Source organism: Desulfosarcina sp. BuS5, from assembly GCF_028752835.1.
Taxonomy (GTDB): domain Bacteria; phylum Desulfobacterota; class Desulfobacteria; order Desulfobacterales; family BuS5; genus BuS5.
Genome location: NZ_CP087952.1, coordinates 2,540,943 through 2,563,904 on the forward strand (window position 1 = coordinate 2,540,943; position 22,962 = coordinate 2,563,904).

Consider the following 22,962-nt stretch of genomic DNA (forward strand, 5'->3'; position numbering starts at 1 on the left):
AAAAAGGAAGGTTTATGAAAAAATTGCCTTTATATTTCCAAAGGCTCACCACCCTAATCGGTATCCTGATGGTATTTTACTTACCAGTCAACGTGTCTGCCCAGAATGACGAAAAATGGGTGGCAAAGGTTGTATCTGTGCAGGGCAGCGTTCTGTCGCGCAGAGTCGGTGAAGATAATTGGGTAAAGGTTAGATTGAACGATACCTATGGCTTTGGTGATATGCTTAAGGTGCAGGAGAAAAGCCGTGCAGGCATTATGCTTTGCAATGATATCATTCTCCGCCTTGATCAGCGGACAACCATAACCCTTTTGGAGTCAGAAAAAGGAGATTCCACCTCTTTGATTGAGCTGTTAAAAGGGGCTGCTCATTTTTTCAGCCGTTCCCTGCAACAGCTTAGGGTCAATACGCCGTTTGTCAATGCTGCTGTTGACGGAACAGAATTTTTTATCAAGGTTGAAGAAGAGCAGACTTTGTTGTCGGTATTTGCAGGGCAGGTATCTGCAACAAATAAAAAAGGCCGGCTTCTCCTTGCGGATGGCCAATCGGCAATCGCCATGGCCGGGCATTCCCCGGTGCTGCGTATGTATCTGCACCCCAGGGACGCTGTCCGTTGGGTCCTTTATTATCCGGCTATTTTATATTATCACCCGGCTGATTTTACAAACGGCGTTGACAACGGTTGGCAAGCAATGGTTCGGGAATCCATAGAATTTTACCGGGCTGGAGACCTGGAAAAGGCCTTTTCAAGCCTGACCAAGGTGCCTGACGATATCTCCGACCCGCGGTATTATAACTACCTGGCCGGTTTGCTGCTTACTGTGGGACGCGTAGATGAAGCTTCTTTCAACATAGAAAAAGCGTTAAGTATTGATTCCGGCAACAGCTATTCGTTTCTCCTCAAGTCGATCATCGCGTTAGCCCAAAATCAAAAGGATACAGCCCTTGGGCTGGCCCGAAAATCGGTGGAGCTGGATCCAGGCTCCTCCCCTGCCCTTATTGCGCTCTCTTTTACTGAGCAGGCCCATTTCAAACTTCAAAGCGCATTAAACAGTATAAAAAAGGCCATACAACTCGATCCGGAAAATGGGCAGTCATGGTCACGGTTGTCCGAACTCCGGTTGTCAGTGGGAGATATAGATGGCGCCCTTGATGCTGCCCGGGAAGCTATGCTCCTTAACCCCGACCAGACACGCACCCAAACTGTTTGGGGCTTTGCCTGCCTTGCCATGATAAATATAAAAGATGCAAAAAAAGCATTTAAAAAAGCAATCAGGCTGGATCAGGCAGCACCCCTTCCCAGGCTGGGGCTTGGTCTGGCAAAGATTCGGGAGGGTGACTTAAAGGGAGGCCGCAGGGAAATTGAAATTGCGACAAGTCTTGACCCTAACAACTCACTTATCCGCAGTTATATGGGCAAGGCCTACTATGAAGAAAAACGGAATAAGCTGGCCATGAGGCAGCTATCCATTGCAAAAAAACTTGATCCCGGGGATCCAACCCCATACTTCTATGATGCCATCCAAAAACAGACCATGAATCGCCCTGTAGAAGCTTTGCAGGATCTGCAAAAATCGATCGAATTAAACGACAACCGGGCTGTATATCGTTCGCGTCTTTTGCTGGATCAGGATCTGGCCGCACGGAGCGCCGGCCTTGCCCGAATCTATAATGATCTCGGATTTCAGCAACTGGCTTTAGTGGAAGGCTGGAAATCTCTCAATACCGACCCGGGCAATTATTCTGCACACCGATTCCTGGCTGATTCATACTCTGCCCTGCCGCGGCATGAAATTGCAAGAAGCAGTGAAATTTTGCAGTCCCAACTGTTGCAGCCGGTCAATATTACCCCGGTCCCACCCCAACTGGCCGAGGCGGGTCTGCAAATTTTGGAAGGGACCGGGCCTGCAGCCCCATCCTTTAACGAATTTATGCCGCTTTTTAACCGAAACCGGTTTTCGCTGCAAGCCAGTGGTGTTACAGGGAAAAATAATACCCTGGGGGACGAAACGATACTGTCAGGAGTCTGGGGAAAGGGTTCATACAGCATTGGCCGTTTTCATTACAAAACCGATGGATTCCGGCAGAACAACGATTTAAAGCAGGAAATTTACAATGCATTTATCCAGGCCAGAATTAACCATAAAACAAGTGTACAGGCGGAACTCAGAAATACGGAGACTGAAAACGGCGATCTTGGCCTCCGCTTTGATCCGGCTTTTTCAAATGATTTCCATGAGGAACAAAGAGTTAAAATCTTGCGGCTCGGTTTTAAGCATACCTTGTCCCCCCGATCTGATTTTGTTGGTTCTTTTATTTACCAGGATCTGGATCATGATCAAAATGACCACTATCCATCAGCCAAATTTACAGGATATGATTATGATGCTGAAAAACGCTGGGATGGCTATAATTTTGAGCTGCAGTATCTTTTTAAATCGGCAAGATTCAAGCTTACCAGCGGAATCGGCCATATTGAGCAGGACTTCAAAGATAAAATTATGGTAGATTTGCTGCCATGGATCATAGAACCCCCTCCTCTCCCTCCTCCCTTGCCTCCTCTGCCCCCATTTGAATTTGATCCGCCTCCTTCCATCAAAGAAGAAGATGATGTTTTTCGCAGAACAAATATATATACGTATTCACAGATCAATCTTTGCCCGGAACTAACCTTGACAGCCGGGTTAAGCGCCGATTTTCTTGAGCGCGGAGAACAGGTGGAGCGCGATCAGCTCAATCCCAAAATCGGTCTGACCTGGCAGCTTTTTCAGGCAACCACGATAAGAATGGCGGCTTTTCGGGAACTCGGCAGTTGGGAATATATGGATCAGACCATCGAACCTACCCAGGTAGCAGGTTTTAACCAGTTTTATGATGATAATAATGGCACCGATTCTTGGCGCTATGGCGCCGCTGTTGATCATAAATTTTCTTTGGACATATTCGGCGGCATTGAGTATGCTGAAAGAAAACTAAAAGTTCCCCTGCTTATCGACCCCGACACAAACGCCAATCGGTTCGACTGGAAAGAAGAATTCGGCCGGGGCTATCTTTACTGGGCGCTCAATCCATTGCTGGCATTAAGCGCGGAATACCAATACGAAAGGTTTGACAGAAAAACCGATGAATTCAGACTTGGAATACTTGATGCCAAAACCCACCGAATACCTTTAGGCTTTTATTTTTTTCATCCATCAGGGATAACTGCCCGTTTCAAAGGGACTTATTTCAGGCAAACTGGAAAATTTAAACAACACAATTCAGATGCTGTTTTTAATGGCAAGGATAGGTTTTGGGTGTTTGATACGGCCGTCAGTTATCGGCTGCCCCGGCGGCTCGGCCTGTTCAGACTGGGGATCAAAAATCTATTCGATAAAAAGTTTAATTTTCAGGATACGGATCCTCTCAACCCGATGATTATTCCGGAGCGCTTTATCTTTGTAAAGCTTTCACTGACCTTTTAATTTCGTAAGCGTGAATAAAGAATGCCCAACAACAGTCCGTAAAAAACGAGGGTTAAAGGAGGTGATAATCTGAATCAGTAAGGCGTTTCAAATGTAAAAGCATTCAAGTGAAAATCTATAATAAGAGTATACATTAATAAATTATAATATATCACAAAAAGGAGAAAGATAATGGAGAAAGCCATAAAACGTTACAAATATTCATTGATAGCCTGCATAGTTATAATCCTCCTGCTCCTGTTCTGGATTATGACTTCGGGACAGTTGGGCTCCTTGCATAACACAGCGGAAAACGCCTTAGAAGGAGCGGTGGGAAGCATTGCTTTTAATAAAGACGGAAATCTTGCTTTAGTCGATAATAAAGGCGAGCCATTAAATCCAATAGACTTACCCCTTAAATTAAGAGGCGGCGAGTTAAAATTTATGACCACTATATCCATGTTTGGAGTTAAAGGATCACCCCTGAGAATTGTTATACATATGGGAAGGTCGACATATGCTTTCTGCATAGACGATGCTACCGGCGAATGGTTGCCTTATGGTGCTTGCGACTAAGGCAACCTTCCCTTGGGTGGCATAGGTGAATTTGTGTGCCACCTCCCATAGCTTTTCAGATAATAATTAATTTCACAAAGTAAGAAAAAAACCTGCGGTAGGCTTACTGGTAGTACGTCGACCGCAGGTTTTTACCGAGCCCCTGGTGGATATTATCATCCAGGCGGGAATTTATAATTTTATGTTGTAACGCACTATCTTGTTAAGCAGACCCTGGCGGGTCAGACCAAGAAGACCGGCAGCCCTGGAACGATTGCCCGCTGTCTCACGGAGAGCTTCACTGACCATCTGCTGCTCGATTAGTTCAGTGACCTCTTTTAATTTTTTATCGCCTGGCGCTATGAAAACAGGAATTTCCTTTGGGTTGTTTATCTTTACGGATAAAAACTCTTCTCGAATCTCCCCCTCTTTTCCAGCCAGGATCAAGGCGCGTTCGATTTCGTTTTGAAGCTCTCTAATATTGCCGGGCCAGTCAAACCGGGCCAAAAGTTCCATTGCCCGGGGCGTTAAGCGGGCACCTGGTATCTTTAATTTTGTAGAAAATTTTTTAAGAAAATAATCCGCAAGCAGGGGAATATCCTCTCTTCTATCCCGCAAAGGAGGGAGCGTTATTGGAAATACATTGATTCGATAAAAAAGATCCGTGCGGAAATTACCTTTTTTTACTTCTTCTTCCAGGTTGCGATTGGTGGCAGCAATAAGGCGCACATCCACCTTAAGAGTGCGGCTTCCTCCAACTGGTCTAAATTCTCCTTCCTGGAGGACCCTGAGAAGTTTAACCTGCATGGCTGCAGGCATATCCCCAATTTCATCAAGAAAGATGGTCCCTCCGTTTGCCAACCTGAAAAGCCCTTTTTTGTCGGTAACCGCACCGGTAAAGGCTCCCTTGACATGGCCGAAGAGCTCGCTTTCCAGAAGATTTTCAGAAAGAGCGCCACAGTTTTCTACCAGAAAAGGATTTTCCTTTAAATGACCATTAAAATGGATCGCCTTGGCAAAAATCTCTTTACCGGTGCCGGTCTCTCCCTGGATTAATACCGGGGTTTCTGTATCGATAACTTTTTCCAAAAGGGTAAAGGCCCGGCGCATTGCCGTGCTGGAACCGATGATCCCCTGAAGATTAAAACGATCCTGTGCCTCTGATTTAAGCCGTCTATTCTCCTGCTCCAAAGAACAGGCATACTGTTTTAGTTCTCCATAAAACTGGGCGTTTTCAATCGCGATGGCGATTGTTCCGGAAAGGATCTCCAGTAACCTTTCCTCCTTTTTCGTAAACTCTCCCTTAAGTTTATTTAATACATATAACACCCCAATCAAGCCTTTCCGCGTCCGCAAAGGAAGGCAGATCATAGAGCGGGTTACAAAGTTTCCCTTCAGATCTACCCCTTTAAAGAATCTGTCATCCCGTGATGTATCAGGTATTATTACCGGCTCTCTTTTGCGCAGCACCCATCCGGCCACTCCCAGATGATCCGGAAACCGCATTTTCTGTATCCCTTTTTTTTCCCCGTTTCTTTCCTCCTCCACGGTACGGATAAAGTAAAATTCTTTATTTTCAGGATCATGAATGGCTATGGATGCGCCTTCTATATGGAAAACAGCCTTAATTCTGCTAAGAATACTTTTAAGCATTTCATCCAGATCCCGAATGGCATGAATAGAGGTAGAGACCTCGTAAAGCAGCGTAATATCTTCCAATGTTCTTCTCCAGTCACAATCTTGTTTGCTGTCAATCTATATCCATATTTACAATCATAAAATTTATATGGCGAAAAACCTTATATGTCAAGCAAGTTAACAGTTGGAATTATATATGCATATCAAGTTTACAGCAAACATGCTCTCCACATTTTTAAACCGTAAACCAAACACGTTTTTCATTCTACCCTTATCCTTTTAAATCAATTTATTATGGCCTCACGAGCAAAATAATTTCTCTTTTCTGTGTTGTGGCACAACTTGTGCAAAAAAGATTACTAAACAACAAAACAATACTTCAACCGACATAAAGAAGAAGGAGGTGATTGTGTTAACATGAATAGCAGCTTTTTGAAAAAAAAAGGGTAAATAAGAGGGTTTATTTAAAACATTTCAACCTGTTAAAAAAAAAAGGAGGTGAAAACATGACCGAAGAAAAATTTCAAATCATGTTATCCAAAGTGGAGGAAGTCAAAGAAAAAAATGAAGGACTGCTGTTCACTCTTCCCAATGTAGTTGGAGTGGGAATCGGATTAAAGGAGGTAAAAGGCAAGGAAACTAAGGAAATTGTTTTAAGTACTTATGTGGAAAAAAAGCTTTCCAGGGACAAACTTGGAGCAAACGAACTGGTTCCTGATACCTTTTCTATACCCAAGACTTCAGAAACAATAAAAACAGATGTACGCCAGGTAGGCAAAATTGAAGCTCTCGCTTTCACAGCAAATATAAGGCCAGCCAAGCCAGGCTATAGTATCGGGCACCACCTGATCACGGCCGGGACGTTTGGCTGTTTAGTAAGGGATGTTTGCCCTCCCTGCCGGATTCATATTCTGAGTAATAATCATGTGCTGGCTAATTCAAATGCAGCAGGAATAGGCGATCCGATTCTGCAGCCTGGACGTCATGATGGCGGCAGATATCCGGCAAATATGCTGGCAAGGCTATCGCGGTTTATACCCATTGCCTATGGCAGCATAGCTCAATACAATCTCGTGGACGCAGCTCTGGCACTACCAACGAATCAGAGAAAGGTGATCTCCTCAATTGTGGGGTTGGGTATCCCTAAGGGCACAGTGGAAGCTACATTGGGAATGGAGGTTATTAAAAGTGGCCGGACTACAGAAATCACAAAGGGCAAGGTTATCGGTATGGATGCAACCGTTGCAGTTCATTATGGCAGCGGAATAGCTTATTTCCGTAATCAGATCATGACTACCAACATGTCGCAGGGAGGTGACTCAGGATCTTTGCTGATGAGCCAGGCCGGGCACGAAGCAACAGGTTTGCTGTTCGCCGGTTCAAGCACAGTAACCGTTCATAACAATATTAAGAATGTTCTTATGGCTCTGGGTGTCGAAATTGTCACCCCTTAAACTTAAATTAAATTGTTTTAAATAAAAAGGAGGGCGTAATGGAAAATAAAAATAACTTAACCGAACTGCATAAGTACATAACGAATCAAATTATTGAAGAGCGTACCCGAGAGATGGCCGAAGCAATTGCCCAGAAACGAACAGAAGCCAAACTTGCGGAGGAAAACTATCAGAAAGATATCAAAGCAATGGAGGCTGCCGGCATAAAAGTTGCCAATATGGAAGCCCTTGATGTGGAGCTCAGTGCAGATGTGGATGTGGAACTTAAGGTCATTGAGGATAAAATGATCGAATTATCCCAAGAACCATCTGAAGCCACGATAGGACTTGATATAGAGAAAGCCTTTCTGCCTCAGGACGCTTTGGTACTTTCCCCGGCGTGGGTTGCCGATTTTTCAGATGATGATGCACAAGACAAGCTAACCGGAGCATCATCCATAACGACCCAAACGCTGCTATCAGGGGGGGGGTGCAAAGACAAGTATGTCTGGGCTAAAGGGGCAGGTTCCGGCATTGCAGGCACCGGAGTTGGGAAAATTCAAGCATGGGTAGACTTTGGATTTTGGTTCAAGCCGTCGACCAGTAGATTTTACAGCATACGACCGCACTTTCGCTTTCGAGGATTTTATATAGTCAAAGCGAATGACAAATGGTATAATTCAAAATTTGCACGGGTGAAGGTTTCTGCATGGACAAACGTTTATCAATATAACTGGAAGGGATGGAACAATATAGACGTACTCAACGTGGGCGATGATAACATCAACGTGAATAGGAGGTTTGATGCTGATCGTAACATGTATACCAGTTATCTGCTGGGCGGAGGTGATTGGGCTTATATAAGATGCACCATCGGTCTTTATGCCTATGCTAGGGGTAGCGGCTCATATGCAAAACTTGACTTCGCCACAGGAGCGGCTAACTATCTCTATGTTCCATATTGCTACATTTATTAATCCTGTAAAACAAACCGGGCGGCTTTCGGGTCGCCCATATGTCAGAAATAAAGACGAAATTATGGAATTAAATGTTCAGGCAATCGAAAAGATACGGGCAAAATACGACACCCAACTTATGGCCATAAATGGTGTGAACTCAGTAAGTCTCGGAATTGGAAAAAACGGAAATCCATGCCTAAAAATCAGTACGTTCAAACCGGCTGAACAGGTGCGTGCTAAACTACCGAAAGATGTTTTACAGGTAGAGGTTGAAATATATTGTACAGATGAGATTTATGCCCAAGAATAGTAAACATAAATTGCAACCCTATTTTTGAAACTCACCGAGAAACTTCCTGAATCCGGTCCGCTCGTGGAAATAGGCACCATTAAGTGTGGTATGATTTCGATATTCGATAAGATCCATCATTAACGAGACCATCTCGGGCTTTCCTTCAAAAATATATCCAGCGATCTCTTTGGCACGGGGTAAAAGTTCATCATGGGGTACTACTTCATTGACAAGCCCGAGCCTTAAAGCCTGCTCTGCTGTAATTGGCTGGCATGTCAAAGAAACCTGTTTCGCCATTCGAGCTCCTATAGCCTGCTGAAGGAGCTGGGACATCCCCCACCCTGGATGGATGCCGACTCTGGCGTGGGTATCTGAAAAGAATGCTCTTTCGGATGCGATCAGGAAATCGAGATTCAGCGCCAATTCAAGGCCTCCGGTGATTGCGGGGCCATTAATAGCGCCTATAACCGGTTTTTTGCAGGCAGAAATTATATCAGGAAAATCAAGCCCGTCATTTCTGGGATCGAAAAAATTATCTTTGTCCAATACTCCCAGATCCAACCCTGAACAGAATGATTTCCCCTTACCGGTAATGATCACCGCCCTGATATTGTCATCTTTAACTATCATTTCCAAATAATTATAAAGATGAATAAGAAGGTCCTGTGTTATAGCGTTGCTTCTGGCCGGCCTGTTAAGGGTTAGCAGCGCAACCCCGTTATCATATTCACAAATTACCGGTTTTTCCATAAATTATCTCCTGTTCAAACAAATGATTTTGAATGGAAGGTGAAAGCTTTAAAAAAAAGCAAACTAACAATTTTTATTTTCTAGTGCCACCGGCACCTCTTGAATCTATACTTCAATGACGGCAGCCCGTTCCCGGATATTTCCTGTTTGCCCGTGCCAATCTCTCCAGGAAGCGCTTCAGCCATTTCGGCTTGATATTGCCTGTCTCTTTATTTCTATTTATTATTTTGTTTTTTTGACTCATGAGATAACTCTTTAATAGCATCGCTTATTAAATCACTATTTCCCTGCAACCTTATTCGAGCGATTCCAGCACAAATTCAGAAAAATACTTTATATTCTTGCCAAGCTTCATCTTCGCAGAGGCATAGTTTAAGTTAAAAACACAGAAAGGGCAGGCGCTTATGACCGATTCGGTCTCGGCCTCTCTTAACATGCCGGCTGCGATCTTCAGTGAGAGGTCTCTGTAAACAGATCGAATACCTCCACCGGCTCCGCAACAAAGGGCATCCTCACGATTATTTTTCAGCTCTTTCAGCTCAAGGCCGCACCAGTCAAGAATTCGCCTTGGCTCCTCAGTAATCCCCTCGCCCCGCCCTAGACGACAGGAATCCTGATAAACAGCAGTCCTTTCAATCTTTTTTAAAACGCCCGGATTATCCTTGAGCAGATCATAAATAACTTCCACCGCGTGATGCACCGAAATGTCGGTCTCCCCAAGCAGATCAGGATAAAAATATTTAAAGCACTTCAGGCAACCGTTGCATGGCGCCACAATCCTTTTAATCCCCAGGGCCCGGAAACGTTCCAGATTCTTTTCGAAGAATTCTCCGGCCAAATCCGTTTTGCCGGACTCATACAGATATGTACCACAGCAGCCCTCGTCTTTCAGAATCATAAAGTCAAGATCCAGCTTTTTCAGCGCCAGATAGGTCGAAACGGCAGCATCTTTTAATAGAAATGAAGGCAGACAGCCCAGATACAGAAGGGTGTCGGATTCGTGTTTTGGGAATTCCCCAGGCAGCCATTCCAGCCTTTTTGCCGGATCACCATTTACTGAATTACCCTTACGCATGATCCCCTTAATCACGCTGTTCTGTCTCTCCAACGGTCCCAGGCCGCGCCTTGCGAGTTCCTCGCGCGCGCTATGTATTACTCGTGTAATCTGAATTTCTTCCGGGCAAATCACATCACACTGCATGCATTTAGGGCAGTTATACAGGCTTTCTATAAGGCGTGGTTCAAGTGCTTCTCCATCAAACAACCAGCCCGCTGTCTTCAGCCTCTGCATCGGAGAAAACAGATCTTCACCGGTTATCGCATACGTGGGGCAAACTTCCACGCAGAGTCCGCAGTCAGTACAGGATTTGATTTCTTCAAGTATTGTTTTCATATCAAATACCAAAACCTCTCAATCATTATACTCCAAGCATCCTTCTGACGACTTCGACTATTTTACGGCAATCCCTTTCGGTATCCTCCATGGTGGGGCCCTCCACCATTACCCGGCAAAGGGGCTGTGTGCCCGAATACCTGACAAGCACCCTGCCCTGCTCTCCCAGACCCGATTCCACGGATTTTATTATATCGACTATTTCAGGAATGGTATTAATATCCGGTTTTTCTTTAACTTCCACACCAAGCAAAACCTGGGGGAATACATCCATAACAGAAGCAAGCTCCGACAGGGGCTTTGAATTATTCAGCATGGCTTCCATCAGTCTCAGGGCGCTTAGTATGCCATCGCCGGTGGTATGATGATCCAGAAAAATCATGTGCCCGGAATCCTCGCCGCCTATCACAGCTCCGCCGGCAATCATATCTTCCATTACATAACGGTCGCCTACCAGTGAAGCGATATGTTTTATACCCATCTTTTTTAAGGCTATACCGAGTCCAAGGTTGCTCATAACCGTGCTGACAAGGAGATCATTCTTAAGCAAACCTCTCTGTTTCATATCCCCGGCACAGATCGCCAGGATCTGATCACCGGTCAGCTCCTTCCCTTTTTCATCCACAGCAATAAGCCTGTCTCCGTCTCCGTCAAAGGCCAGCCCCAGGTCTGCTTTTTTTTCCATTACAGCTTTACAAAGAGTTCCGGTATGCTGGGAACCGCAATTATCATTTATATTTTTCCCGTCAGGCTCGGCAAAAATTATTTCCGGATCCGCTCCAAGCCCTTTAAAAACTTCGGGAGCAACCTGGCTGGCTGCTCCATTTGAACAGTCGATCACCAACTTTATAGACTGGAAGGGATTTATACCTTTGATTGTATTTTTTAGAAAATCAGCATATTTTGCTATCGGGTTTTCAATATCATGAACCCTTCCGGGCTGAATCACATTCTCCTGTTTAAAAGCGTTACCAGTATCATCAAGGACCGCCTTTTTAATTTCAGATTCAATTGCAGCTTCCATATCATCGGAGAGCTTGAATCCCTTTTTATTAAAAAATTTGATGCCATTATCATAATATGGATTGTGAGAAGCGGATATAACTATTCCCGCATCAGCATTGATTGAAGACGTTAAAAATGCAACCCCGGGCGTAGGAATCACACCGGCCAGGTAAACTTCACCGCCCATTGAACAGATACCGGCAGCAATGGCAAATTCAAGCATATCCCCGGACAGGCGGGTATCCTTTCCGATCACTATCCTGCACATGTTGTTACCATTTTTTTCCTGATTCCTGAAGATGGAAACCGCTGCCCTGCCTAGTTTTAAAGCCATTTCAGGCGTGATCGGATATCTGTTTGCGACCCCCCTGATCCCGTCTGTGCCGAATAGTTTTCCCATAATGAATTTTATTAAGCTCCAGATTTAATTTATAAAAAATTATCAAACCTGTAACACTTTCACATGAATGAAGTTTTACTTTAAATTAATTACATTCGCTTGTTACTTTTTGTATAGAAATTCTTGTTTGTCAATGAATTATCTTTGAAGCAAATTGATTATGTTGACATTTTAAAATTGATATATAACTTTTTGTAGTATTTGCAGAGAAAAAAAACTTTTTTATAGTAATTTTTAACCGGCGTTTGTCCAGGAATAGTTTATTTTGTTTGGGATCAAGCCATACGGAAAACCAACTCTTCCCGGATGGGCGCTTGCCAAAATCCTAATGGAGGTAGGCTATGATTAGGGAATTAAAAAAGCAGTTAAAATTGATGTCCGGATCTCTTGTTGATCTTTCTAAACAGATTGAGCAGATTTCTGAATATATGGATCAGATTCAATTTGCCGAAGACCTTTCAAAGTCAGGAAAAAAATCATCCTGCAGCAAAAAAGGAGTTACACAAAAAGCTGATCAGGAGAAGAATAGAACTACTAAAGTAACTATGCTTGATATGGTGTTTGACAGTATTAAGAAATCCAGAAACGGGATTACCATCCCCAAACTCAGGGAAAAAACCGGGCTGGAACCTAAACAACTCAGCAATGCTCTTTTCAAACTTACCAACAAAGGCAAGATCAAACCTAAGGAACGTGGAATATATATTAAGGCGTAGGAATGAGGCGTCCCGACAGTAAGGCGATCGAAGATTTTAACATGTAACGCACTGAAATTAATGCAAAAATATATAATTTAAAAAGAATAAATTGCTGTATATAAGGTATATTTATGTCCTTGATGTATAGATCTTTAAGATTTTCAATACTATTTTTTGTTATACTTTCCCTTTTGAGCGCAGCATCCCTTCAACAGTCTTATGCTTTCAACTCAGCAGATATAATTGCTGTTTCTCTTCCAAAATGGCCGCATGAGGAGAGCGATCTTCTTCCTGATCCCGGGCTTGTTTACGGCAGATTTCCCAATGGATTCAGGTATGTTCTTCTAAAAAATGCCGAGCCGAAAGACAGGGTCGACATTCACCTTGATGTACTTGCCGGATCATTGAATGAAACTGATCAGGAACAGGGACTTGCTCATTTTCTTGAACATTTACTTTTTTGCGGTTCAACCCATTTCAAACCTGGAGAACTGGTTAAATATTTTCAGAGCATCGGAATGAAATTCGGCGCTGATGCAAATGCGCATACAGGTTTTAATGAGACTGTTTATAATATTCTTTTGCCGGATGGAAACAAAGAGAGCCTTGAAAAAGGACTTGTGGTGATTAAAGATTATGCCGAAGGGGCATTTCTTTTAGAGGATGAGATCAAAAGAGAAATGGGTGTTATCCTTGCTGAAAAAAGAACTCGCGATTCTGCGTCTTATCGTACTTATGTTGAAACTTTGAAGTTTGAACTGCCTGAATCGATGATTTCGAGAAGACTCCCCATAGGTAAAGAGGAAATTATTAAAAACGCTCATAGGGGATTATTAAAAGGATTCTATGATGCCTGGTACAGACCTGAAAAATTAATCCTGATCATGGTGGGTGATTTCAACCCGGAGGTTGCCGCAAATCTTGTTAAAGAAAAATTTTCTATGCTGAAACATAGAGCTGCTGCACGGACTGATGTTGATACAGGATTGATAGAGCATAAAGGCAACAAGTCTTTTTATCATTACGAAAAAGAGTCGGGCAGTACCTCTGTCAGCATAGAAACGGTGCATAAAGCTTTGCCCCATCCTGATTCTTTTGCTTTTCAGAAAAAGAAGCTTATCGGTAATATTGCCGACAGCATCATCCAGCACAGAATAGATGTACTGGTAAGCAAACCTGATACCCCTTTTACTTCCGCATCTATCGGATCAGGAACCTATCTCAATGAAGTTGAATATACCGAAATTACCGCGAAGTGCGGTCCTGAAAGCTGGAGTAAATCTTTGTCTCTCCTGGAACAGACATTAAGAAGAGCATTGGAATACGGATTTACAAAATCCGAGCTTGAAAGAGTAAAAAAAGATTACATAGCCACCTTCCATAATGCCGCCAAAAGGGCTTCTACACGCAACAGCGGGATATTGGCGGGAAGCATTATCAGAGCTCTAAATAATAATCAGGTTTTTCAGTCTCCTGAGCAGATAAAACTGCTCTACACCCCGGTTGTTTCCGAACTTACACTAAAGGATGTGCACAATGCTTTAAAAGCGGCATGGGCTGATGACCACAGGCTTGTCATAGTAACCGGCAATGCGGATCTCTCAGGACATGATGCCTCGCCTGAGGAGATTATACTTAATGCTTTTAACAAAAGCAGCAGTGTGGAGCTGAAAAAGCCTGTTGAAATGCAAGATGTCGTATTCCCATATCTCCCTGAACCTGGCCAACCCGGCAAAGCAGCAACCACCACCAGGTTGCCGGAACTTAATATTGTCCAGGTAGAATTTAAAAACGGTCTGCGTTTAAATATGAAGAGGACCGATTTCAAGGCCAACCAAGTTTTAGTAAAATTAAGTTTCGGCTCCGGAAGATCCTCAGAACCCCTTGAGCTGCCAGGACTTGCCCTGCTAAGCGAAGATGTAGTAAATGAAAGCGGGCTGGGAAGACTCGACAAAGAGTCAGTTAACCGCGCCCTTGCCGGCAAAACGGCCAGTATCTCTTTTGGTATAAGCGAAGACAATTTCTTTTTTACCGGAAGTTCTTCATCCGGGGAGATAGAGCTGTTGTTTCAGCTTCTTTATGCCCATATAATTGATCCAGGTTACAGGGAGGATGCTTTTCGTCTTGTCAAGGAACGTTTCGGCCAGAGTTATAAATCTCTTTCCCATTCAATAGACGGCAGCATGGTCCTTTCCGGCAACCGTTTTCTGGCAGGCGGAGATACACGCTTCGGATTTCCGCCTTATGAAGCTTTCAATGCCTTGACTTTGGATAACATCCGGTCATGGATTGACAAACCTTTAAAGAATGAACAGATGGAGCTTTCTATTGTCGGTGATTTTAATCTTGAAGAGGTGGAGAGGCTGGCAGGGAAATATTTAGGAGCACTTAAAAAAAGGAATCCTGTCAAGATGGCGGATAGGGCAAGCAAACCTCTGTTTCCGGTTTCACGCAATTTAGAACTAAGGGTGGAAACAAAAATTCCCAAGGCTCTCGTTGTTGTTGCATATCCTTCATCAGATTTATGGAATATAAGCTTGACCCGCCGTCTGTCGGTCCTGGCGGATGTTTTTTCAGAAAGGCTTCGCGAAAAGATAAGAGAAAAGCTTGGTGTATCTTATTCACCATTTGCCTATAATCGTCCGAGTCGGGCCTATCCCGGATATGGTGTTTTGTTTGCGTTTGTACATATCAGTCCTGACAAGACCGATTTAGTGCGGCAGGAGGTCAAAAATATCGTATCGGAATTATGCGAAAAGGGGGTTACCCCTGAAGAACTGAAGCGCGCCGTAGATCCTACCCTCACTAGTATAAAGGATATGTTGAAAAAAAACGGTTATTGGCTTAATACGGTCCTCTCAGGTTCTGCCGGGCATCCCGAGCAGTTGGAATGGTGCAGGACAATAATGAAAGATTATGCTTCAATTACTGATGACGAAATTTCAAACCTGGCAGTGAAATATCTGAAAAATACCGACGCTGCGACAATTATTATAACCCCCCCCAAACAAGAAACTGTACAATAAGCTGTAAGACTATACAAAAGCCCGGGGAACGCCCCGGGCTTTTATATGTTTAGATAAAAAATAGTCTCCTGCTGCAAAATGCAAAGTCTTTTAGTCTATTGACATTTCACCACAATCTATGATTTTAACATGTTTCGAGGGTTTTCCACTCGATGATCCCAATGCCTCTATGCTCTTGACCACATCGATTCCTTCGGTCACCGCTCCAAAGACCACATGCTTGCCGTCAAGCCAGGCAGTTTCGATCGTGGTGATAAAGAATTGCGAGCCATTCGTGTTAGGACCCGCATTTGCCATTGATAAAATCCCCGGCTTCGTGTGGCCGAGCGTGAAATTTTCATCGTCAAATTTGCTTCCGTATATTGACTTGCCACCTGTCCCATTATGATTGGTAAAATCACCACCCTGAAGCATAAAATTCGGTATGATCCTATGAAATGTACTACCCTTGAACCCAAAGCCCTTTTCACCTGTACACAAGGCACGAAAGTTCTCGCTTGTTTTGGGAGCAATATCTGTACGTAATTCAATCACTATTCGTCCTAATGATTCGTCATCAGCCTCAACGTCAAGAAAGACTTTAACAAGTTCCATGATGTTCTCCTTTTTTCTTCAGTGTTGATAAAAAAAATTATGATAGTATTTCTGCTCAAGTTTTCGAAAAATAATAGTAGACAAAATTAACAAAACGTGTCAAAATAGTTTGGTTTATTTTTTTCTCACATATACATCAAGGAGAACAAATGAAAATTCCATGTGCCAAACGGCTTGGTTTTGTTGTAAGTGGTCTCTCTTTTCTTCAACCCGCACTGACGAATGCCCAGATGTATGACTTTACCTTGGTTGCTACAGCATTAATATTAGGGTCACGTCTACATCTTACTGAAATTAGCTGTATGTTGCTGAAAGAGAAAGCAGTGAGCACACTTTCCTATCTTTTTTCGAATGCAAAAATTTGTACAGATGAATTGCAAATGCTCTATTTGCTTCAGACACTCAACACATACAAAATTTCTCATGGCTATTTCATCATAGATGATACCATGAAACATCATACCAAATTTTGTAAATGGATTCATGGTGTTTTCATATTGTTCGATCATGCACTTGGAACCAATTTAAAAGCAACTTGCATTGTTTTCCTCTATTATAGTGATGGGGCACTTATCAAATTCCCCATTGCTTTTCGAGTATATCACAAGGGAACCGGTACTCTTATGCCTTGGCAACGCGGTAAACGGTGTGACTGCATAACCAAATATGATCTTGCAGTAGAAATGATGGAGTGGGCCATATTAAAAGGGTTTCCAAAGTGTATTGTTCTTGCCGACTCCTGGTTTGGAATATCGCCATTTATCAAGGAGCTTAATCGGCTTAATCTTGACTATGTGCTTGAGATAAAAGCTAATCTCAAGATAAGAGAATCATGCAAAGAACCAAAGTTAACTCCAAAGGGACGATTAGCAAAATATCAATACGATCTTGTTGGATTAGCAAAATATTTTGAAAAAATAACAACCTTTGTTCGTTGTGGATTTCCTGCCGACCCGGAAACAGGTCAAAAGGAAAAAGCACTTTACATAACCAAGGCTTCAACAGTTCGCTTGAATGCCATACCTGGCAAACATCGAATAGTTGAAAGTCACGACCCTGCCACTCAAACCATCAAGTATCTCCTCACCAATTGTCTCACCTGGGAAGCCACCAAAATCATTTCTGTTTATAGCCACCGCTGGGTTATTGAGGAGTTTTTCAAGAATGCAAAGCAGTTGTCCGATATGGAGGGAGCCACTATCAGGAGTGAACAAGGCGCAACACTAGCGTTGTACCTGGTGTCCTGGATTGACTTCCTCCTCCATTTGGAGAATTACAAGCAATGCACTGTTGGAAAACTGCCAAAGGAACCATTAACGATTCCTTCAATAGTTCGCCGAGCGCAAAACGAAAATTTGGAAGCGTTTGTCTTGCGAGTACAATCCGATGAGGATTTCGTTAACAAACTGGTTGAATTCAGCAGGGCTAACATGAACCGCAATCGTAAGAAATACAAAGAGTTAGTTGTTATTAATGGGGATGTTGCTGCTCCTATGAAAAAGGCCGCATAGCAAAAAATATGCCAGATGCCAATTTTTACAGGAACTATTTTTCGAAAACTTGAGAATATAAATGAAATAAAAACTCATCTCTCAAGTTACCTCACCAAGGTCGGCAGGGGTGAAACCGTAATTATATGCAAGCGAAATGTACCCATTGCTGAAATAAAACCTATCACGGCACTCCCAAGCAAAAAACGTCCAATTGGTCTAGCCGGTAAAGAATATCCGGATTTCAAAATTAGCGAAGCTTTTTTTGAACCTCTTCCGGATGATATTGTTGCCGCTTTTAATGGAGAAGACTTGTGAAACTGCTTCTCGACACCTGTACTTTTCTTTGGTTAACTAAAGGCAGTGAGGAACTTTCTAAAAATGCAATTAAAGCTTTTACTGATCCGAAAAATGAAGTCTATTTAAGTGCTGTTTCTGCTTGGGAAATCAATGTAAAATATCGGTTGGGGAAATTGTTCCTTCCCCTTTCTCCTGATAAGTTTATTCCCAAAGAGCGAAAAAGACACCTTGTCGCCCCGCTGGATTTAACAGAACAAGACACCTTGCATCTATGTAAACTGCCGGCTACCCACAAAGATCCTTTTGATCGCATGCTTATTTGTCAGGCCATTGAGCATTCATTAACAATTCTTACCCCTGATCCGCTTATCGTTCAGTATCCAATTCGTAATCTCTGGTAGTTTTGTGACAATTTGAAAATGCAGTTGTTCTGATTGATTGACAGTAATGAAAAAAGGCATTGTGGAGCGGTGACAGATGTAGAGCATTTTTTACAGGCGTTTTGACGCGAATAGACGGAGGCAGGTGTATTAATCCATCTTCATACGTACGCAACATGGCAACACGGCGGCACGACATATATTTTAATTTTCCGTCAGGTTTTAACCATTGAAGCATCAGGCAAACGGACGGTTCATTAAAAAAGACGAAAATTTTTAACTACCACTATATTTAATGGTAGTTAAGTAAATAGTAGACCAGGTATTGATTTTAAGCTCGTGAACGGTTACGTTGTGTTTAATACTTCCAGACAGATCTCATGGCAGATATCTGGGAAGGCCGTAAAAAAATTGGAAATATTTCTTTTATTCATCTGTTTGATGATGACTGAAGTATTGAAGATGTACGATCTATATACTGGGTTAAAAGTTTCCGGTTGTCTTCATCTGTAATCTCATCCGGAATCTTTTCCATGGCCAAGTCAAAGGCGGCATCAACAAGTTCGGCACGAAAAGAATTTTTTGCATTCTGAATAATTGCCTTCACCTTTTGTTTGGACGCTTCTATCATTAATCCGCTCTGTATGCGGGCATCTTCAATAATCTTGTCCTTCTGCTTGGCGCCCTGCCTGACTATTCTTTCCTTTAACTCAGCAAAATGACCGATGCTCTCCTCAAGCTGCTGTTTGGCCTCTTTGATTGACTGATTGGCCTTATTTTTTTCTTTTTCCAACAAATCTATATCCCTGGCCAAAGACTCTTTGCGTGAATGCAAAAAATTCATCAAAGGTTTTTTGCCGAATTTAACCAGCAGGAATACAATTATACCGAAATTTATCCATCTAAGGACCAAATCGTATGTACTTCTCCAGCTACTGGCGCTTTCAGATGCAAAAGCAAAATCGCCAAATAATAATAAAGCAAATCCGGCCACAAAAGCATAAAATACCCACTTCATTCTATATGCGCTTTTCATTAACCCAACCTCCGGTCCAGAACTTTCTCCATAATTCCCAAGGCGAGGGCTTCGGATTCTTTTTTAAAAAATTTCCTTGCCTCAATAATTTCCGCCTTCACTTCCGCTTCAGCTGTAGCATTTATGGCCGTAACATCATCCATAGCCACTTTTATAATCTCTGAAGCTTCTAAGGTGCCCTTGTGTTCAAATTCTGTTTTAATGGCCGAGGCTTCCTCTCTGGCTTTAGATTCCCCTTCTTTTAACTGAACAGTTATATCAGCCAAACTTTGCTGAGCGCTAATAATATCCTGTCCGATATTATCGATATAAACATCCCTTTTGCGCATCTCGCTTGAAAGAGGCTGAAACATGATACGGTTAATCAGAAAAACGAATATTAAAAAAGAAACCAATTGGATAATCATGGTCTCATTGATACTAAGAAGTGCTATATTGCTGATAATTTGCATTGCCAATTATACTCCCCTAAAAAAAAACAGCAAAACACAAACTGGTATGTATAGATTCGATAGAAACACTTTTAACTTCACTAGTTTTTTCATAAGTTCTATAGATTTCCACATAACCATTTCACTCCGTTATCGGCCAAAACATTAGGTCGACGTACTATTGGTACGCCTCCCTATAATTTATTTCTCTATCATTGTGAAAATAATTAGTGCTTGAACGAAAACTCTCAAACGTTTTATAAAACAAGTAGTTATAAATACTTTCGAAATTAAGATTTTAAAAAATTAAATTATTCAACCCGGCTTTCCTAATAAGAAGTGCCAATTCTTCATAAAAAGTCAAAATCTTTGTTTTCAAAAATAACAACAATATATCTTAAAAACAATCAGTTAAATAATTTCCGTTCAGTCACTAATCATCTCAAAATCTATATATAGGCCGAAAAGTACAGTAGATTGCTTACAGCGAATAAACAAAACTTAAACAACAAACAAAAGCAGCAATGCCACAACTAACGCATAAATACCTGTCGATTCCGTCACAGCTTGCCCTACGAGCATTGTTCTTGTGATCAGGCCTGCTTCAGCAGGATTCCTGGCTATACCTTCACACGCTTTAGCGGCAGCCATACCTTCACCGACACCAGAGCCGATTGCACCAAGTCCCATTGCCAAGCCAGCGCCTAAATAAGCCGCAGCTTTTATAATTTCTACACCTTCGATAGCCATACATGCCTCCATTATTTGTTATTTGCTAATAATGTCATGCCCTGCCGGCACAACAAGATATAAAAAATGAAACAGCTCTTAGCGCGTTCATTTTATAAATTGATAAAATTCCTCTATTCATAGTTTCATATACTCAATTTTTCAAAAAATAATTCTTTGAAAAATTTAAATTTAGCGGGAATATTGCTTTTATGGTATCAATATTTCTTGATACGAATCTAATTTTTTATGATAAAATACCTTTTCTTTTTTACAGGTCTATGTATCAGCTACAAAACCGCAAACCTGATAAAATGCCATAATATTAGGGGCTCGTTTAAAAATATTGCATCTCACAGATAGATGTTTTTGCATATGATCTAATATCTGCCACTATCTAACCTGTACCGAAATATAAACAACAGTCAGGATTGTAAAAACAAAGGCCTGAATAGTGCCCACAAAAAGACCGAAAAAAGCATTCAAAAAAGGAGGAAGCAGCAAGCTGTATGTAAGATATGAAATCACCAAAATAATAATGGAGCCACCCATAACATTTCCAAATAAACGGAAAGAGATTGAAACAACCTTGGCCAATTCCCCGATTAAATTCAGTGGAAGCATAAAAACAAATGGTTGAAAATAACCACTGATATATTTTTTTATACCTTTTGCTTTTATTCCGGCATAATGAGCAATACAAAAACCCATTAGACCTAAACTTAACGGAGTATTAAGGTCCTTTGTAGGTTCATCAAGATGCGGAATAATTCCAAGCCAGTTTGAAAACAGAAGAAACATAAAAAGCGCACAGACAAGAGGCGCATATGTTTTTGCCTTCTCACGGTCAAGTGCATCCTCTGTAAGGTTGTATAACTGTTCAACGAATAGCTCCCCAACAACCTGAAAAGGCCCTGGTAAAATATTCTTTCTTCTAACTGTCAAAAATCCAAAAATAAGAAGACAAAAAATTACTATCCATGACATAATGATTGGTTCAACGTTAAATACCAGGTTGTGCCCATAAAAAGGCACAATAAGCTGATGAATTTTTCCCAAATCTTCCATAATCTTTTAAGCCTGTCTTTTTGGGGGTTTAACAAATAAAGTATCGACAAGAATCACAATTTGAACTGCAAAAATACCAAAGATAACTGCGATAAAATTAAACTGTTCCATTTTAATAGATAAAATCAACGGAAAAGCTAAAATTATATATCGAAAACATGCGGAGCAGATAGCCAACAATATAAGTTTAGCTTGGGTAACTCCTAATTTCATTGAGATCATCTCATTAAGTAAAATAAAATTTAAAATACTGAATAATGTCCCAAGGATAAGACCCTTACCGAATGATTTAAAACCAAACATTATAAAACCAGTGCCTGCGATTAGTCCATTAATTATAGCTCCAGAGCAATATCGTTTCTTAAACTGCCTTATCTCTTCCACTATTTTTGCTGGTTCCTATTTGTTTTGTTCGGTTCATCCTCTTTATTACTTTCAGTGATCTCAAGTATCTGCCTATAAGCTGTATTAGCGCCGCCGATCACACCCAGAATAATAAAAACCGTAACAAAAACACCCTTTGTGCCAAGCCATTTATCAAGGTAAAGGCCGATAAAAAAACAGAAAATTATACAACCTGCCATCGTAAGGCCAAGCTGCATAACAATTCCCATATTCTCTGCAATCTCGCTGTTTTTTTTATAGCTGAAAAATCGTTTTTTCTTATGAGTCATGTTGCATAGTTTGTTTCTATGGTGATTAACTATAAAAAAGATCAAGATGTGTCAATAGAATATATTGCTAACTGAGGGCTCAACAAGTTCTCTATTTCATTCCGGAGTCTCTCGTTACCCAAATTTGTCTTTGCGGAAAATAGAACCAGGTCACCCTTATCCATAGAAAGCGTTTTTGATATTGCAAGGATCTGTTTTATCTGTTTTGTTTTGGAAAGCTTATCGGCTTTTGTAAGGACAAGTATGGCTGGAATGTCATAATGATTAAGCCAGTTGATAAAATTCAGTTCCTCAAGCCCGGGAATGCGGCGCAAATCCATCAATAAGACCACACCGAGCAGGGTTTCTCTTGTTGAAAGATATGTTTCAATCATCGGGCCCCAGGTTTTTTTTACGGATGCCGGAACTTTTGCATATCCGTAGCCGGGAAGATCAACAAAAAGAAAGGCGCTGTTAACCATAAAAAAATTAACAAGCTGGGTACGTCCGGGCGTGGAACTTGTTTTAACAAGGCGCTTCCTGTTGATCACTCTATTAATCAGAGAGGATTTACCTACATTGGAGCGTCCGGCAAATGCTATTTCAGGTAAACCGGTCTGGGGATACTGGGATGGTTTGACTGCGCTTGTAATGAATTCGGATGATTTTATTATCACGTTTATAATCGT

General features: G+C 41.9%; 22 protein-coding genes. 10 read left to right on the forward strand and 12 right to left on the reverse strand.

The features are described from left to right. Positions 1-14 precede the first annotated feature (14 nt). Positions 15-3,464 carry a FecR domain-containing protein gene (locus BuS5_RS12475; RefSeq protein WP_035264846.1) on the forward strand — a complete coding sequence of 1,150 codons (3,450 nt, stop codon included), beginning with the start codon at positions 15-17 and terminating at the stop codon, positions 3,462-3,464. Between the two features lie 171 nt (positions 3,465-3,635). Next, on the forward strand, positions 3,636-4,019 hold the full coding sequence (locus BuS5_RS12480) for a hypothetical protein (protein WP_027353506.1): 384 nt from the start codon (positions 3,636-3,638) through the stop codon (positions 4,017-4,019). Positions 4,020-4,190: 171 nt separating this feature from the next. Here BuS5_RS12480 and BuS5_RS12485 read toward each other — a convergent pair whose 3' ends face one another. Then, positions 4,191-5,717: a sigma-54-dependent Fis family transcriptional regulator gene (locus BuS5_RS12485; RefSeq protein ID WP_027353505.1), complete on the reverse strand. Its 1,527-nt coding sequence runs from the start codon at positions 5,715-5,717 to the stop codon at positions 4,191-4,193. 425 nt (positions 5,718-6,142) lie between these two features. Between BuS5_RS12485 and BuS5_RS12490 the strand changes: the two genes are divergently transcribed. From BuS5_RS12490 to BuS5_RS12500, 3 genes are read left to right on the forward strand one after another with little or no spacing between them, the layout of a single operon-like run. Continuing rightward, positions 6,143-7,090: a hypothetical protein gene (locus tag BuS5_RS12490; protein ID WP_027353504.1), complete on the forward strand. Its 948-nt coding sequence runs from the start codon at positions 6,143-6,145 to the stop codon at positions 7,088-7,090. 38 nt (positions 7,091-7,128) lie between these two features. Continuing rightward, entirely contained in the window at positions 7,129-8,046 is a 918-nt protein-coding gene (locus tag BuS5_RS12495; protein WP_027353503.1) for a hypothetical protein, read from the forward strand. Then, positions 8,021-8,338: a hypothetical protein gene (locus BuS5_RS12500; protein ID WP_027353502.1), complete on the forward strand. Its 318-nt coding sequence runs from the start codon at positions 8,021-8,023 to the stop codon at positions 8,336-8,338. Before BuS5_RS12495 ends, BuS5_RS12500 begins: the two co-directional genes overlap by 26 nt. Positions 8,339-8,356: 18 nt before the next feature. Here the strand turns inward: BuS5_RS12500 and BuS5_RS12505 are convergent, their stop codons facing one another. The 3 genes from BuS5_RS12505 to glmM all read right to left on the reverse strand — a co-directional run bounded on the left by BuS5_RS12505 (position 8,357) and on the right by glmM (position 11,868). Beyond that, the gene (locus tag BuS5_RS12505; protein ID WP_027353501.1) at positions 8,357-9,070 is read right to left on the reverse strand and encodes an enoyl-CoA hydratase; all 714 of its coding nucleotides are present in this window, start codon (positions 9,068-9,070) and stop codon (positions 8,357-8,359) included. 295 nt (positions 9,071-9,365) lie between these two features. Next, entirely contained in the window at positions 9,366-10,463 is a 1,098-nt protein-coding gene (locus BuS5_RS12510) for a (Fe-S)-binding protein (RefSeq protein WP_027353500.1), read from the reverse strand. A 25-nt stretch (positions 10,464-10,488) separates the two neighbouring features. Beyond that, entirely contained in the window at positions 10,489-11,868 is a 1,380-nt protein-coding gene (glmM, locus tag BuS5_RS12515; protein ID WP_027353499.1) for a phosphoglucosamine mutase, read from the reverse strand. Positions 11,869-12,209: 341 nt separating this feature from the next. On the opposite strand from glmM, the gene BuS5_RS12520 reads away from it, so the two are divergent. Further along, entirely contained in the window at positions 12,210-12,584 is a 375-nt protein-coding gene (locus BuS5_RS12520; protein ID WP_027353498.1) for a hypothetical protein, read from the forward strand. Positions 12,585-12,706: 122 nt separating this feature from the next. Then, complete coding sequence (locus BuS5_RS12525) at positions 12,707-15,592, forward strand: M16 family metallopeptidase (protein WP_198012210.1); 2,886 nt, start codon at positions 12,707-12,709, stop codon at positions 15,590-15,592. Positions 15,593-15,682: 90 nt separating this feature from the next. Here BuS5_RS12525 and BuS5_RS12530 read toward each other — a convergent pair whose 3' ends face one another. Further along, complete coding sequence (locus BuS5_RS12530; protein ID WP_027353497.1) at positions 15,683-16,186, reverse strand: peptidylprolyl isomerase; 504 nt, start codon at positions 16,184-16,186, stop codon at positions 15,683-15,685. A 149-nt stretch (positions 16,187-16,335) separates the two neighbouring features. Between BuS5_RS12530 and BuS5_RS12535 the strand changes: the two genes are divergently transcribed. From BuS5_RS12535 to BuS5_RS12545, 3 genes are read left to right on the forward strand one after another with little or no spacing between them, the layout of a single operon-like run. After that, positions 16,336-17,697: a transposase gene (locus BuS5_RS12535; RefSeq protein ID WP_274427698.1), complete on the forward strand. Its 1,362-nt coding sequence runs from the start codon at positions 16,336-16,338 to the stop codon at positions 17,695-17,697. Between the two features lie 15 nt (positions 17,698-17,712). Beyond that, positions 17,713-17,994 carry a type II toxin-antitoxin system Phd/YefM family antitoxin gene (locus tag BuS5_RS12540; RefSeq protein ID WP_274427699.1) on the forward strand — a complete coding sequence of 94 codons (282 nt, stop codon included), beginning with the start codon at positions 17,713-17,715 and terminating at the stop codon, positions 17,992-17,994. Then, positions 17,991-18,377, forward strand: a complete 387-nt coding sequence (locus BuS5_RS12545) for a type II toxin-antitoxin system VapC family toxin (RefSeq protein WP_027354865.1) — start codon at positions 17,991-17,993, stop codon at positions 18,375-18,377. The genes BuS5_RS12540 and BuS5_RS12545 overlap by 4 nt, the downstream gene beginning before the upstream one ends. 409 nt (positions 18,378-18,786) lie before the next feature. Here BuS5_RS12545 and BuS5_RS12550 read toward each other — a convergent pair whose 3' ends face one another. The 7 genes from BuS5_RS12550 to yihA form a co-directional block, all read right to left on the reverse strand. Then, positions 18,787-19,392 carry a F0F1 ATP synthase subunit B family protein gene (locus tag BuS5_RS12550; protein ID WP_027354866.1) on the reverse strand — a complete coding sequence of 202 codons (606 nt, stop codon included), beginning with the start codon at positions 19,390-19,392 and terminating at the stop codon, positions 18,787-18,789. After that, positions 19,392-19,844: an ATP synthase F0 subunit B gene (locus tag BuS5_RS12555; RefSeq protein WP_198012318.1), complete on the reverse strand. Its 453-nt coding sequence runs from the start codon at positions 19,842-19,844 to the stop codon at positions 19,392-19,394. The genes BuS5_RS12550 and BuS5_RS12555 overlap by 1 nt, the downstream gene beginning before the upstream one ends. Before the next feature lie 480 nt (positions 19,845-20,324). After that, the gene (atpE, locus tag BuS5_RS12560; RefSeq protein WP_274427700.1) at positions 20,325-20,585 is read right to left on the reverse strand and encodes an ATP synthase F0 subunit C; all 261 of its coding nucleotides are present in this window, start codon (positions 20,583-20,585) and stop codon (positions 20,325-20,327) included. Between the two features lie 360 nt (positions 20,586-20,945). Next, complete coding sequence (atpB, locus tag BuS5_RS12565; RefSeq protein ID WP_035266340.1) at positions 20,946-21,620, reverse strand: F0F1 ATP synthase subunit A; 675 nt, start codon at positions 21,618-21,620, stop codon at positions 20,946-20,948. Between the two features lie 6 nt (positions 21,621-21,626). Beyond that, entirely contained in the window at positions 21,627-22,004 is a 378-nt protein-coding gene (locus BuS5_RS12570) for an ATP synthase subunit I (RefSeq protein ID WP_027354870.1), read from the reverse strand. Then, positions 22,004-22,294 (reverse strand): AtpZ/AtpI family protein, encoded by a 291-nt coding sequence (locus BuS5_RS12575; RefSeq protein ID WP_035266342.1) that lies wholly within the window; start codon positions 22,292-22,294, stop codon positions 22,004-22,006. The genes BuS5_RS12570 and BuS5_RS12575 overlap by 1 nt, the downstream gene beginning before the upstream one ends. 41 nt (positions 22,295-22,335) lie before the next feature. Continuing rightward, positions 22,336-22,950, reverse strand: a complete 615-nt coding sequence (gene yihA / locus BuS5_RS12580; RefSeq protein WP_027354871.1) for a ribosome biogenesis GTP-binding protein YihA/YsxC — start codon at positions 22,948-22,950, stop codon at positions 22,336-22,338. Positions 22,951-22,962: the final 12 nt, after the last annotated feature.

Excerpts from the sequence above, each read along its gene's own strand:
- BuS5_RS12550 (WP_027354866.1), bottom strand. The coding sequence starts at position 19,392 with ATGAAAAGCGCATATAGAATGAAGTGGGTATTTTATGCTTTTGTGGCC.
- BuS5_RS12505 (WP_027353501.1), bottom strand. The coding sequence starts at position 9,070 with ATGGAAAAACCGGTAATTTGTGAATATGATAACGGGGTTGCGCTGCTA.
- glmM (WP_027353499.1), bottom strand. The coding sequence starts at position 11,868 with ATGGGAAAACTATTCGGCACAGACGGGATCAGGGGGGTCGCAAACAGA.
- BuS5_RS12495 (WP_027353503.1), top strand. The coding sequence starts at position 7,129 with ATGGAAAATAAAAATAACTTAACCGAACTGCATAAGTACATAACGAAT.
- BuS5_RS12475 (WP_035264846.1), top strand. The coding sequence starts at position 15 with ATGAAAAAATTGCCTTTATATTTCCAAAGGCTCACCACCCTAATCGGT.
- BuS5_RS12525 (WP_198012210.1), top strand. The coding sequence starts at position 12,707 with ATGTATAGATCTTTAAGATTTTCAATACTATTTTTTGTTATACTTTCC.
- BuS5_RS12480 (WP_027353506.1), top strand. The coding sequence starts at position 3,636 with ATGGAGAAAGCCATAAAACGTTACAAATATTCATTGATAGCCTGCATA.
- BuS5_RS12575 (WP_035266342.1), bottom strand. The coding sequence starts at position 22,294 with ATGACTCATAAGAAAAAACGATTTTTCAGCTATAAAAAAAACAGCGAG.
- BuS5_RS12535 (WP_274427698.1), top strand. The coding sequence starts at position 16,336 with ATGAAAATTCCATGTGCCAAACGGCTTGGTTTTGTTGTAAGTGGTCTC.
- atpE (WP_274427700.1), bottom strand. The coding sequence starts at position 20,585 with ATGGAGGCATGTATGGCTATCGAAGGTGTAGAAATTATAAAAGCTGCG.
- BuS5_RS12555 (WP_198012318.1), bottom strand. The coding sequence starts at position 19,844 with ATGCAAATTATCAGCAATATAGCACTTCTTAGTATCAATGAGACCATG.
- atpB (WP_035266340.1), bottom strand. The coding sequence starts at position 21,620 with ATGGAAGATTTGGGAAAAATTCATCAGCTTATTGTGCCTTTTTATGGG.
- BuS5_RS12520 (WP_027353498.1), top strand. The coding sequence starts at position 12,210 with ATGATTAGGGAATTAAAAAAGCAGTTAAAATTGATGTCCGGATCTCTT.
- BuS5_RS12540 (WP_274427699.1), top strand. The coding sequence starts at position 17,713 with ATGCCAATTTTTACAGGAACTATTTTTCGAAAACTTGAGAATATAAAT.
- BuS5_RS12530 (WP_027353497.1), bottom strand. The coding sequence starts at position 16,186 with ATGGAACTTGTTAAAGTCTTTCTTGACGTTGAGGCTGATGACGAATCA.
- BuS5_RS12490 (WP_027353504.1), top strand. The coding sequence starts at position 6,143 with ATGACCGAAGAAAAATTTCAAATCATGTTATCCAAAGTGGAGGAAGTC.
- BuS5_RS12510 (WP_027353500.1), bottom strand. The coding sequence starts at position 10,463 with ATGAAAACAATACTTGAAGAAATCAAATCCTGTACTGACTGCGGACTC.
- BuS5_RS12500 (WP_027353502.1), top strand. The coding sequence starts at position 8,021 with ATGTTCCATATTGCTACATTTATTAATCCTGTAAAACAAACCGGGCGG.